Origin of the sequence: Yinghuangia sp. ASG 101 (assembly GCF_021165735.1) — a bacterium.
Taxonomy (GTDB): domain Bacteria; phylum Actinomycetota; class Actinomycetes; order Streptomycetales; family Streptomycetaceae; genus Yinghuangia.
Genome location: NZ_CP088911.1, coordinates 6085376 through 6097482, shown reverse-complemented (window position 1 = coordinate 6097482; position 12107 = coordinate 6085376). Strand labels below are relative to the sequence as shown.

Here is a 12107-nt window from a genome sequence, read left to right as displayed (position 1 = left end):
GCTCCCCGGGGTGAAGCTCGTTCCGGCGGTCGCGTGGTCCGGGCGTACCTTGGGAGGCCGGGCAGGAGGCCGTACGAGAGAGCGGGCGGGCAGATGGTCAAGAAGGCACCGGTCGGCGACGCCGATGACAGCGGTATGACCGTCGGCGCGCCGAAGCGCTACGCCGCCGGGATTCCGGCGATCGTGTCGACGCTCCGGCACACCGGGCGGCAGATGGGTGTGCGCCGGGGTGCCCGGACGCTGCTCAAGGTCAACCAGAAGGACGGCTTCGACTGCCCGGGCTGCGCGTGGCCCGAAGGCGAGCACCGCAGCCCCATCGGCGAGTACTGCGAGAACGGGGCGAAGGCCGTCGCGGAGGAGGCGACGCTGCGGCGGGTGACGCCGGAGTTCTTCGCCGCGCACCCGGTCGCCGGGCTCGCCGGGCGCACCGACTACTGGCTGGGGCAGCAGGGGCGCCTGACGCACCCGATGTACCTGGCCGAGGGGGCCGCGCACTACGTGCCGGTGACGTGGGACGAGGCGTTCGGCATCATCGCGGACGAGCTCGGCGCGCTCGATTCGCCGGACGAGGCGGCGTTCTACACGTCGGGCCGCACGAGCAACGAGGCCGCTTTCGCGTACCAGCTCTTCGTGCGCGCCTTCGGGACGAACAACCTGCCCGACTGCTCGAACATGTGCCACGAGTCGAGCGGTTCGGCGCTGACCGAGACCATCGGCATCGGGAAGGGCAGCGTGTCGCTGGAGGACCTGCACCGGGCCGACCTGATTCTCGTCGTCGGCCAGAACCCCGGCACGAACCACCCGCGCATGCTGTCGGCACTGGAGAAGGCGAAGCGGGCGGGCGCGCACATCGTCGCGGTCAACCCGCTGCCCGAGGCGGGGCTGATGCGGTTCAAGAACCCGCAGCGGCCGAACGGCATCGCGGGGCGCGGCACCGCGCTCGCCGACGAGTACGCGCAGATCCGCGTCAACGGCGACCTCGCGCTGTTCCGCGCGCTGAACCGGCTGCTGCTGGAGGCCGACGAGGAGTCCGCCCGGGCGGCGGCCCCGGCGTCCGGCCCGGCCTCGGAGGCCGCGGCCGGCCCCGCCGCGCGCGGCACCGTGATCGACCACGCCTTCGTCGACGAACACTGCGGTGGATTCGAGGAGTTCGCGGCCGATGTGCGGGCCACGCCATGGGCGGACGTGCTGGCGGCGACCGGGCTCCCGCGCGAGCAGATCGAACGCATCCACGAACGCGTGCTCGGCTCGCGGCGGGTGGTGGTCTGCTGGGCCATGGGCCTGACCCAGCACCGCAATTCGGTGGCGACGATCCGCGAGGTCGTGAACTTCCTGCTGCTGCGCGGGAACATCGGGCGGCCCGGCGCGGGCGTGTGCCCGGTGCGCGGGCACAGCAACGTCCAGGGCGACCGGACGATGGGCATCCACGAGAAACCGTCGAAGGCGTTCCTGGACGCCCTGGAGGCCGAGTTCGGATTCGCGCCGCCCCGCGCGCACGGGCACGACGTGGTCGACGCGATCCGGGCGATGCGCGACGGGCGCGTCAAAGTCTTCATGGCCGTCGGCGGCAACTTCGTCTCCGCGACGCCCGACACCGCCGCGACGGAGGAGGCGCTGCGCCGCACGTCGCTGACCGTGCAGGTGTCGACGAAGCTCAACCGCTCGCACGCGGTCACCGGGCGGCGCGCGCTCATCCTGCCGTGCCTGGGCCGCACCGAGGCGGACGTCCAGGCGACGGGCACGCAGTTCGTGACGGTCGAGGACTCCATGAGCGCCGTGCACGCCTCGACGGGCACCCTCCCGCCCGCCTCGCGGGAACTGCGCTCCGAGGTGGCGATCGTGTGCGGCCTCGCGGAGCGCGTGCTCGGCGACCGGACGACGGTGCCCTGGCGGGCGTTCCGCGAGGACTACGACCTGATCCGCGACCGCGTCGCGCGGGTCGTGCCGGGGTTCGCCGACTTCAACGCGCGGGTGCGGGCGCCGGGCGGCTTCGTCCTGCCGCACGGGCCGCGCGACGAGCGCCGGTTCCCGACCGCGACCGGCAAGGCGAACTTCACCGTCAACCCGCTGGACGTGCTCCGTGTCCCGCCCGGGCGGCTGATCCTCCAGACGGTCCGGTCGCATGACCAGTACAACACCACGATCTACGGGCTCGACGACCGTTACCGGGGCGTCAAGGCGGGCCGCCGCGTGGTCTTCGTGCATCCGGCCGACCTCGCGGAACTCGGCATCGCCGACGGGGAGGCGGTCGACCTGGTGAGCGAGTGGACCGACGGCGTCGAGCGGCGCGCACCCGGCTTCCGGGTCGTCGCCTACCCCACGGCCCGCGAGTGTGCGGCGGCCTACTTCCCGGAGACCAATGTGCTGGTGCCGTTGGACAGCACCGCCGAGGTCAGCAACACACCGACGTCGAAGTCCGTGATCGTGCGGCTGGAACCGACCTCGGCGTAGCCCCCGGGGGTCAGCAGTCGCAGCCGCAGTCGCACCCGTCGCAGCACTCACAGCAGTTGCAGCAGTCACAGCATCCGCTGCAGTCGCAGTCGCACCCGTCGCGGCACGCGCCGTCGCGCTGCTGTCCGGTGCAGGGGTCGGTGTAGTGCTCGCGGCAGCAGGCCTGGCAGGTGCAGCACAGGCCGACCCAGATGAAGCAGCCGACGATCGGGTTGTGCCGACGGCCCGGCGGGCGGCCGGAGCCGCCGGGGCCTCCTGGACCGCCGGGGTGCAGCGGCTCCCAGTTGGGGTTGCGGCCGGGGCCGAAGGGGTTGCCCGGGTTGCCGGGGCCGGACGGGGGCGGCTGCCATCCGGGCGGGCTCTGCGGCGGATACGACGCGACGGGATCGGCGGCTTCCGGGCCCTGGGCACGGGTGAGGCCGGCGTACGGGCGTCCGTCGGTCATCGGGCCGGGAAGCGGGGGCGCATCCGGTGCGGACAGGGCCGCGAGTGCCGACGTGGCGTCCGTGCCCGACTTCTTGCCCGCCTTGCGATTCTTGCCCGCCTTGCCCTTCTTCGTCCCGGTGGTGTCGTGCGACGAGCAGCCGCGCCGGCCCGGCTGCGCCACCGGGAAGCCGGCGTGCTGGAAGGTGCGGTCGACCGCCTTGTCGACCTCGTGCACGAGCAGCACGTGGGCGAGGCGGCTGTCGGTGAACGCCACGTCCTTCAGGGCCAGGCGTATGCCGTGGGCCGCGTCGCGGCACAGCCGGTACGCCTCGTCCGGGCCGGTCTCGGTCGCGAGCAGGGGGTTCCAGGCCCCGGTCGAGCGGTCGTCCCAGACGTCCTCGACCGCGTCGAGGAGGTGGGCGAGCCGACCGAACAGCCGCCCGGCCTCCGCGAGCGCCTCGGCGTTCTCCGGGCGCCCGGCCAGCGTCGCGGTGTGGGCGAAGGCCGCGGCGGTCGCGGTCTCGGTGGGCTCGGTGACCGTGAGCACCGACGTCCCCGGGCCGGCCAGCGCCTCGATCTCGCCCTGGCGGCCGACGGCCTCGGTGAGCACGGCGGTGTCGAAGCCGACCGCGTGCCCGGTGCTGTCGCCCTGCCGGGCCCAGCGGGCGGCGACTTTGCGCGCGCCTCCCGCGACGGGCTTGCGGGCGAAGACGCCGTCCCGGTCGTCGACGTGGTCCTCCATCTTGGCGGCGGCCAACACGAGGGAGACCGCGGCGGCGAGCCGGGCCCCCTCCCCGCGCGCGACCTCGGCGGTGCGCATGCCGCGCAGCGCGCACGGCCCGGCCTTGCGGCGCCCGCTCTTCGCGGCCTCGGGGGCCGACTGGGCCTCCACCAGGACGGAGATGATGAGCCCGTCGTAGTTGGTCGCGACCCGGGCCGCGTGCCCGTGGTCGTCACGCAGCGCGAGGCACAGCCCGCACAGATGCGCCGTCCAGGAGTCGCGCAACCCCTCCGCCAGCGAATGCCGACATGGCCTGATGATGCCGAACACGCAACAACCTCCCCGTTCACCCGTTTTCGTACCGGAGTTGTGCGTCGCCCCCGCCGCATCGACCTGCTCACCGGCCCTTGCCGCGGATCAGGTTAGCGATCCGCGGCGCTTCCCGTCAGCGTCGCGAAAGCGCCGGCCGGCTCGGGCGAGGACCTCGCGGAATCGTGCGCCGGCCCGGGGAAGAGGGAAGAGGAGGGCACCGCCGATCGAAGACTCCCGCACGACGGATGCGGCCGAACGCCCCCCGCCGCGGCGACCCCCGCGGTGACGTGCCCGCCACGCCGGGTGTCCGCCCGCCCGGGCGGGGATGCGCGGAGACCGGCTCGCGGCCGTGTCTGACACGATGGCCCGGTGAGCGATCTTCCAGGGGACCACAGGTCCGAGTTCAATTTCGGCCGGGCCGAGAGCTTCGTCGACCTGTTGAGCCTCGACGAGATCGAGCAGAACATCTTCCGCGGCACCTGCCACGCCGGGTCGCCGCTGCGCGCGTTCGGCGGGCAGGTCGCCGCGCAGGCCCTGGTCGCGGCCGGGCGCACGGTGACGGCGGACCGGCACGTCCACTCGCTGCACAGCTACTTCCTGCGGCCGGGGCGGACGACGTCGCCGATCATCTACCTGGTCGACCGCGTCCGCGACGGACGCTCGTTCACCACGCGCCGCGTCTCGGCCGTGCAGAACGGCGAGACGATCTTCACCTTGTCGGCGTCCTTCAAAGTGCCGGAGACCACCACCGAGCACCAGCGCACGATGCCGGACGTGCCGCGGCCCGAGGACCTGCCGGGCCCGTACGGATCACCCCCGCGCAAGGCCCGCGAGAACTACGGGGCGACGCAGACCCGCCTGGTCATGGACATGCGGTTCGTACCCCAGGAGCACGGGCAGGCGACGCGTCCGAACGGCGGCGTCCCCCACACGCGCGTGTGGATGAAGGCCGCGGAGCAACTCCCGGACGACCCGCTGCTGCACGTGTGCGCGCTGGCGTACATGTCCGACCTCACCCTCGCCGGCACCGCGGCGGCACCGCACGTCACCGACCCGGAGAACCTGCAAATGGCGTCGCTGGACCACGCGATGTGGTTCCACCGGCCGTTCCGCGCCGACCGGTGGCTGCTGTTCGCGGCCGAGTCGCCGACCGCGCAGGACGCCCGGGGGTTCGCCATCGGGGAGTTCTACGACCACGAAGGCGTCCTGGTGGCACACGCCGTCCAGGAGGCCGTGATCCGCCAGCACTGAGCCGGACTCACGGACGGTGTCCGGCCGTTCACCCGGGCGGTGCCGCAACCGGCCGCGAGAATTTCGCTCGTGACGGAGTTTCAGGCTTGCGATGTGGGTAGGTGACCCGTCAAGTCGCCGAGCCCGCCTGCCGGGCCCGACCGCAGGGCGGTATGTGTGCCGCCCGCCAAGGCACGCCTCATGTGCCGGGGCACCGCCCGCCTGAAGAAGCCGGGCACGTGCGGAGCCCTCGCCCGCGCCATGCCGTGTGCGCACCGGCGTCCGGCCGTTCTGCCGCGCCCCGCACCGGCCGCGGGTCTTCGGACTCCGAGGAGCCGAACCATGTCCGCGCCCACCAGCATTGCCGCCCTGTCCCCCGTGCCCGACGGCAAGCCCCCCGCCGCGCATCCCTCCGTACACTCCTCCCTGCCCGGATGGTCCGGTCCGGAACTCACCCGCGAGGAACGGTCGCTTGAGGCGCTGTCCCACGAGGAGATGCGCCGCCTCGACAAGACCGAAATACGCCGGCTCACCGAGCAGTTGCTGCGCCGCATGCGCGACGTCGACCGCGAGAGCGAGACGTACGGCAGGCTCCGCGCCGTCGTCGTGGCCCTCAACACCGCTCTCGTGCACTACGTCGCGCGCGGTTTCGGCCGCCGCCGCGCGCCGTACGACGACATCTTCCAGACCGGGACCGTCGGCCTGCTGAAGGCCATCGACGGGTACGACGTGGACCGCGGCTCGGAGTTCGCGTCATTCGCGCTGCCCACCATCTCCGGCGAGATCAAGCGGTTCTTCCGCGACACGTCGTGGGGTGTGCACGTCACGCGCACCCTCCAGGAGCGCTTCCTCGCCGTCACGCGCGCCGTGCACCAGCTCGAACAGGAACTGTCGCGCGAGCCGACCGCGTCCGAGATCGCCGCGTGCCTGGACATGGATGTCAAGGACGTGCGCGAGGCCCGCGACGCGGGGCGCGCGTACATGGTCGACTCGATCGACGCCGCGCCCGGGGGCAACGACCCCTCGGGACGCAACCGCACCCCCTTGGCGGAGCTTCTGCCCTACGAGGAGCGGGAGATCGCCCTCGTCGACTTCAGGGAATCGGTGAAACCGCTCCTCAGCGCGCTGCCCAGGCGCGAGCAGATGATCTTGGAGATGCGCTTTTGGCAGGACATGCCGCAGCGGGAGATCGGCGAGCGCCTCGGCGTCTCCCAGATGCACATATCGCGGCTGTTGAACGGCACGTTGTCGCGGCTCCGCGAGCAATTGGAGTCGGACGGGCCGGCCCGGCGGTTTCGCAAAACCGCGGCATAAACCGCGCGTGTGCGCGACGATACGAAGCGGCCATGGAGAACGCAGCCGAGACCCTGGTGATCGACCTCGACGGTTCCGCGGGGTCCGTGCGCGGCGCCCGGCGCGAGGCCCACCGGTTCCTCGCCGACCCCGGCCGGCAGCCGCCGGTGGGTGCGGACACCGCCCGGGACGTCCTCATGGTGGTGGGCGAGCTTGTCGCGAACGCCTGCCGACACGCCCCCGGCCCGTGTCGGCTGAGCGTCGCCGTGGATCCCGAGTTCGTCGATGTCGCCGTGCGGGACACCGGGCCCGACCGGCTCGGTCCCGCCCGGCGGCGCCGAGCCGGCTACGGGCTGTGGATCGTCGCCCGTCTCACCAGTGGCATCCGGGTGCTGCCCGCGCCCGAGGGCAAGGTCGTCCGCGCCGCCGTACCGCGCACCGCCGCCGGACGCGCGGGCGGAGGCGAGGAACACCGCCGCCGACCCGGCGACGCGGACCCAGGAGGCGAATGACGATTGCCCGGGGCGACGGCTGGGAGCGCGGCGTGACCGAGACACCGGAATCCCCGGAATTACGGGACGCACCGGACCCCGACGCGTCGGCGGTCGGCGGCTTCCCGGCGGACCGCCCCCGCGGGCGGCACCCCGGGGAGGGCCCTCGGCCCGGCACGTGGACCGTCGTCCCGGTCACCGGCGACCTCGATTTCGCGTCGGCCCCGGCACTGGCCGAGGCGTTCCGCGTCCTGACGGGCGACGCCGCGGGGCCGCAACGCGTCGTGGTCGATCTTCACGAGGTCGAGTACATGGACTCGACCGGGTTGCGTATTCTCCTCGGCATGGCGAGAGACCTGCGGGAGAACGGCGGCGCGTTGCGCCTGGCGGGGCCTGGCGACCTGGTGGTCCGCCTGTTGGACGTGACCCAGGTCACGTCGCTGCTGCCGACGTACGCCGACGTCACCGCGGCGTGCCGTGACTGATCGAATACCGCCGCGCACCCCGTCCGACCGATCCGCGGCACCCGAGACCGCCACGCTCGCCGCGACCGTGGACCGCCTGCGCGCGGAAGTGGACGGGCTGCGCCGGGCGATGCGCTCGCGCGGGGTGATCGAGCAGGCCAAGGGCATGCTGATGGGGCGCATGTCGTGTACGGCGGACGAGGCCTTCTCGCACCTGGCACAGCTGTCGCAGCACACGAACATGAAGCTCGTCGAGGTCGCGGCGGGGTTGCTGGGTGTCGCGGCACCGCCGCCCCGGCCCGCGTCGCCGGACACGCCGCCCGGGTCGGCGCGGCGGGTCCCCGGCGGCACGGCGCCGTCGGCCGACGCGCGGCCGAGCGACCGGGCCGCCGGCGCTCGCGGCTCCCGCGCCCCGGGCCCCGGAGCGCCGCCGGTCGTCACCGGGCTCGACCTCGGTGTCCCGGCGCGCGCGGCCACGGAGGCGGCGCGGCCGGAGGCGCCCGCCCCCCTGTCGTCCGAGGAAGCGGCCCGCTACCACCTCACCGCGTCGGCCCTGGACACCGCGGCCGACGGCGACGACGTCGCGCGGCTGATCGGCACGGAGGCGCTCGGCGGCGCGGACGCCGTGGCGATCGCCCTGCTGGAACCGGACGGCGCGCTGCGGCTCGCCGGCACGTACGGCATGTCGGCGCACCACGTCAGCCAGTGGCGGCGCATCCCTCCCCAGGCGCCCCTCCCCCTCACCGAGGCGCTGCGCGAGCACCGGCCGGTCCTGGTGCACAGCCGTTCCGAGTCGGCGCGGCGCTACGCGCGGGCGACCGAGGCGCTGGTGCCGGGCGAGGTGATCTGCGCGGTGCCGCTCACCGACACCGACGGGACCACGCACGGTGCGATGTCGGTGAGCTGGCCGCACCTCCCCGAGGGCGGTGTGCCCGAGGAATTCACCGCGGCGCTGGGGCAGTTGTGCGTCGGTGTGGTGCGTCGCCTGGACGCGCGCGCGGACCGGGCCGGCCTCGGTGCGGCGCCCGGCGACGAGATGTGGTTCCAGGCACTGCTGGACGCCCTGCTCGACCCCGTGGTGATCCTCACCCCGCTGCGTGACGGCGAGGGGCGGGACGTGGCCGACTTCCGCGTCGACCACGCCAACGCCGCGACCGTGGACCTGGCCGGGCGCACGGGCACGGACGTGCTCGGGCGGCGCATGACCGAGCTGTACCCCGGCATGGTGGTGTCCGGGGTCTTCGAACGGCTGCTGGAGGTGCAGCGGACCGGTACGCCGTACGAAGGCGACGCCGAGCAGTTCATCGAAATGGTGTCGGGGCACCTGCGCTCGTCGACGATGACGCTGCGCGCCGTGCGCTTCCTCGACGGCGTGCTGCTGAGCTGGCGCATCCACGACGAGGACGAACGCCGGGCCGCGCAACTCGCGCAGGCGCAGCGGCTGGCCCGGCTGGGCACGTGGCAGTACGACATGGGCACCGGCGAAATGGCGTGGTCCCCCGAGATGTTCGCCATCGTGGGGCTCCCCGCGGAGCCGGGCCCGCCGAGCGCGGACGCGGTGGCCGAGGTCATCGACCCGGAGGACCTGTCGGCGGCCACCGCGGTGTTGCAGGAACTGGTGACCGGACACCGGCCGCAGACGCTCGAGTTCCGGGTGCGTCGCGCGGACGGCCTGCCGTGCACGGTGCGGGCCGCCGCCGAGGCCGTGTGCGATCCGGACGGCGAGGAGGTCATCGCGCTGCGCGGCGTCCTCCAGGACGTCACCGCGTGGCGGCGGGCCCAGGAAGCGCTCGCCCAGGCGCGCGACCAATTGGACGAGGAGCGCGGGCGTACGGCGGCGCAGCAGGAGGCCGTCACCTTCCTCCAGCGGGCCATCGTGCACACGCCGGATGTCGCGGACTCGGCGGAACTGCGCTTCGCGGCGCACTATGTGCCGGCGGAGCGGATCGCGCGGGTCGGCGGCGACTGGTACGACGCGGTGCCGCTGCCGGACGGGCGCACCCTCATCGCGATCGGCGACGTATCGGGGCACGGCCTGCCGGCCGCGGCCGGGATGACGACCGTGCGGCACGCGCTGCGCGGTATGGCGTACACGGGCGCCGAGCCCGCGCAGATCCTGACGTGGCTGAACCACATGGTGTGCCACCAGCGTTCCGAGTACATCGCGACGGCGGTGTGCGCGCTGCTGAACCCCGCGACGCGGACGCTCACGTGGGCGCAGGCCGGCCACCTCCCGCCCCTGCACATCCGCGACGGGCGGCCGAGGGTGCTGCAACCGCCGTTCGGCATGGTCCTGGGCGCCTCCTCCGACGCGGCGTACGGCTCGGGGGTCGTCGACCTGGCACCGGGCGACATGGTGCTGATGTACACCGACGGCCTGATCGAGCACCGGGGCGGAGACCTGGGCCGGGGGCTGTCGCGCCTGGTGGGGACGGTCCGGGAGAACTGCCGGGACGGGTTGGACGCGTGTGTCGACCACGTGATGCGGCACCTGGGAACGCCGAACGTACGCGACGACACGTGCCTGATAGGCATTCAGATCCCCGAGGCGTGACCTCGCGCACGGGCTTCCCGCACTCCGCGGCGAGGGCCGCGGTCAGGCGTCGGCGTCCCCGGGCCGCGTGCGTTCGCGGTCCACGCGGAGGCGCAGCGACACCGGCAGTACGACCCAGCACACGGCGAACCACGCCAGCACGACGCTCACCGTGATCCACGCGACGGAGCCGCCGGTGACGACGAGCAGCAACAGCAGGAGCACGCACGCGACGGTCACGGCGAGCAGGGCGACCCCGAGCAGGACGAGGCGGCGGGCCAGCCGGACCAGGCTCGGTTTGCGCCGCAGCCCCGACACCGCGAAGTGCAGGAGCACGACGCCGACGAGCGTGCCGGTCGCGGCGGCACCGAAGCACACGGCCGCGATGTAGAGGCCGCGCTCGAACGTGGTCAGGGCGGCGAAGCGGGCGGTGAAGGCGACGCTGAGCAGGAAGCCGAAGAGGATCTGGGCCCCCGTCTGGACGACGCGGACTTCCTGCAGCAGTTCGTTCCAGCGCCGGTCCGCCTGCTCGCTGCGCGACTCGTCACGCCGTTCTTCACCATTTGAGGCGCTTTCCTCCATGAGATCGCGAATGCCCGGCCGCGGGGTCGCCAATCCCGCGCCGTGGCCGGGACGGCCGACCCACACGCGCCGGGACGCGGCTCGTCCGGGAGGCCCGGGGAGGCCAAGGGCGCGAGGGACTTCCCCAGAATCGCCCGGATGATCCCGACTAAATCGCACCAAATCATCTGCGCCGTACGGCAGTTGCCGCGTGCGGTGCGTCGGGGTGGGTACCGTGCGCAGGTGACCTCCTCGATATCCCCCGGTTGGTACGACGACCCGGCGACACCGGGGATGGAGCGATGGTGGGACGGTTCGCGGTGGACCGAATCGACCCGCCCCGCGACCACGTCCCCGCCCGCGCCCCCCACGCCGCCCACACCGCCCGCGCCCGAGGTGACGCCTCCCCCCGCGGCCGGACCGGCCCCCGGCACGCCCGGGAGCGGGGGTCCGCCCTGGGGCCCGAACGCGGCGCCGGGCGCGAGGCCGGGCGACGGCCCGAACGCGCAGCCGGGCCTTCCGGCGCCGGCGGACCCGGGGGCAGGCCACATACCGGGCCTCGGCCCGGGCTCGGGGCCGCCCGGCGGCGGGCCGAACGCGGGGCCGAGCGTTCCCGCGCCGCCCGACGCCGCCATGGCGCCGACCTCGTCCGCGGCCATCCCCGGTCCCCCGCAGGCGGCATCCGGCCCGCCCTTCCAGTCCTACGGCGGTTACCCCCCGGCACCTCCGCCGGGCGGACCCGCGTCCGGGCCGGGAAGCGGACCGGGCCCCGCCCGCAGCCGCGGCACCCGCAACGCGCTCATCGCCGGTGGCGTCCTCCTGGTCGTCGGCGGCGTCATCGCGGCCCTGGTCTTCCTGCTCGGCGGCGACGACGGCGATCCCGACCCGGAGGCGTCCGGCCCCACGGCCACCGCGCCGACGGGCACCGGGCCCACGACCGCCACCTCCTCGCCCTCACCCGGGACCCCGACCCCGCCCCAGGGCACCGACGGGACCGTGACCGACCCCCGGTCGGGCATCACCCTGCCGGTGATGCGGGACTGGATCGTGCCCGCGGGTGAACCCGAGATCCACCAGGTCTCCCACGAGACCCCGTGCACCGGGTCCGAGACGGCGAGTCCCGGCACCGCGGACCCGTGCTACCTCGGGGAGATCAACCTGGGCGTGTTCGAGGGCGAGTCGTTCGACGCGCTGGTGTCGGAGCTGCAGCACGACGTCGTCGACAACGCGAACTTCCGCACCACGTCGACGGTCAAGGACCAGCCGACCTCGGTCGACGGCAAGGGCGCCCACCTGCTCGTCATCGAGGTCGAGGAGAAGGCGGCCGACACGGCGGGCACCCCGCGCGCGGCGACGTTCCAGTACGTCGTCATCGACGTGCCGCTGACCGAGAACGGCAAGCGCAGCTACCCGGTCGTGTTCGTCGGCCTGGACAACGACCCCGCCGCACCACCCGACTCCGTCTTCGACACGGTGCTCGACGGCATCAAGGTCGGGACGCCCGCACCCGCGTCGTCGTGAGGACGGACGCCGCCGACGAACGACGGCGTCCACACGGGAAATCGGCACCGGATTCGGTATCGGGAACAGGTTTAGGGCCCCTATCGGATCGGCGGGAAAAGCAC

Annotated in this window: 9 protein-coding genes and 1 pseudogene; 8 read left to right on the top strand and 2 right to left on the bottom strand. The window is 73.6% G+C overall.

The genetic code is table 11. The annotated features are described in order from the left end of the window. The first annotated feature begins 93 nt into the window (after nucleotides 1-93). Nucleotides 94-2451 (top strand): FdhF/YdeP family oxidoreductase, encoded by a 2358-nt coding sequence (locus tag LO772_RS26125; protein ID WP_231774478.1) that lies wholly within the window; start codon nucleotides 94-96, stop codon nucleotides 2449-2451. Between the two features lie 10 nt (nucleotides 2452-2461). Here LO772_RS26125 and LO772_RS26120 read toward each other — a convergent pair whose 3' ends face one another. Beyond that, on the bottom strand, nucleotides 2462-3928 hold the full coding sequence (locus LO772_RS26120) for a DUF5685 family protein (RefSeq protein ID WP_231774477.1): 1467 nt from the start codon (nucleotides 3926-3928) through the stop codon (nucleotides 2462-2464). A 351-nt stretch (nucleotides 3929-4279) separates the two neighbouring features. Between LO772_RS26120 and LO772_RS26115 the strand changes: the two genes are divergently transcribed. From LO772_RS26115 to LO772_RS26095, 5 genes are all read left to right on the top strand, one after another. After that, complete coding sequence (locus LO772_RS26115) at nucleotides 4280-5161, top strand: acyl-CoA thioesterase (RefSeq protein WP_231774476.1); 882 nt, start codon at nucleotides 4280-4282, stop codon at nucleotides 5159-5161. A gap of 321 nt (nucleotides 5162-5482) precedes the next feature. Next, the gene (locus LO772_RS26110; RefSeq protein WP_231774475.1) at nucleotides 5483-6454 is read left to right on the top strand and encodes a SigB/SigF/SigG family RNA polymerase sigma factor; all 972 of its coding nucleotides are present in this window, start codon (nucleotides 5483-5485) and stop codon (nucleotides 6452-6454) included. 32 nt (nucleotides 6455-6486) lie between these two features. Next, a complete protein-coding gene (locus LO772_RS26105) occupies nucleotides 6487-6945 on the top strand; it encodes an ATP-binding protein (RefSeq protein WP_231774474.1) in 459 nt (152 codons plus the stop codon). Next, nucleotides 6942-7409, top strand: a complete 468-nt coding sequence (locus tag LO772_RS26100; RefSeq protein WP_231774473.1) for an STAS domain-containing protein — start codon at nucleotides 6942-6944, stop codon at nucleotides 7407-7409. The genes LO772_RS26105 and LO772_RS26100 overlap by 4 nt, the downstream gene beginning before the upstream one ends. Next, on the top strand, nucleotides 7402-9942 hold the full coding sequence (locus LO772_RS26095) for a SpoIIE family protein phosphatase (protein ID WP_231774472.1): 2541 nt from the start codon (nucleotides 7402-7404) through the stop codon (nucleotides 9940-9942). The genes LO772_RS26100 and LO772_RS26095 overlap by 8 nt, the downstream gene beginning before the upstream one ends. A gap of 42 nt (nucleotides 9943-9984) precedes the next feature. Here LO772_RS26095 and LO772_RS26090 read toward each other — a convergent pair whose 3' ends face one another. Then, nucleotides 9985-10503: a DUF6328 family protein gene (locus LO772_RS26090; protein ID WP_231774471.1), complete on the bottom strand. Its 519-nt coding sequence runs from the start codon at nucleotides 10501-10503 to the stop codon at nucleotides 9985-9987. A 138-nt stretch (nucleotides 10504-10641) separates the two neighbouring features. Here LO772_RS26090 and LO772_RS36410 point away from each other — a divergent pair. Both LO772_RS36410 and LO772_RS26085 read left to right on the top strand, forming a co-directional pair. Continuing rightward, nucleotides 10642-10833: pseudogene (locus LO772_RS36410) on the top strand (DUF2510 domain-containing protein); the annotation flags it as partial. 282 nt (nucleotides 10834-11115) lie between these two features. Then, nucleotides 11116-12003, top strand: coding sequence for a hypothetical protein (locus tag LO772_RS26085; protein ID WP_231774470.1), 888 nt, complete (start codon nucleotides 11116-11118; stop codon nucleotides 12001-12003). Nucleotides 12004-12107: the final 104 nt, after the last annotated feature.

Bases quoted from the DNA above. Each gene is read 5' to 3' on its own strand.
- LO772_RS26125 (WP_231774478.1), top strand. From the start codon at position 94: ATGGTCAAGAAGGCACCGGTCGGCGACGCCGATGACAGCGGTATGACC.
- LO772_RS26110 (WP_231774475.1), top strand. From the start codon at position 5,483: ATGTCCGCGCCCACCAGCATTGCCGCCCTGTCCCCCGTGCCCGACGGC.
- LO772_RS26105 (WP_231774474.1), top strand. From the start codon at position 6,487: ATGGAGAACGCAGCCGAGACCCTGGTGATCGACCTCGACGGTTCCGCG.
- LO772_RS26100 (WP_231774473.1), top strand. From the start codon at position 6,942: ATGACGATTGCCCGGGGCGACGGCTGGGAGCGCGGCGTGACCGAGACA.
- LO772_RS26090 (WP_231774471.1), bottom strand. From the start codon at position 10,503: ATGGAGGAAAGCGCCTCAAATGGTGAAGAACGGCGTGACGAGTCGCGC.
- LO772_RS26085 (WP_231774470.1), top strand. From the start codon at position 11,116: ATGGCGCCGACCTCGTCCGCGGCCATCCCCGGTCCCCCGCAGGCGGCA.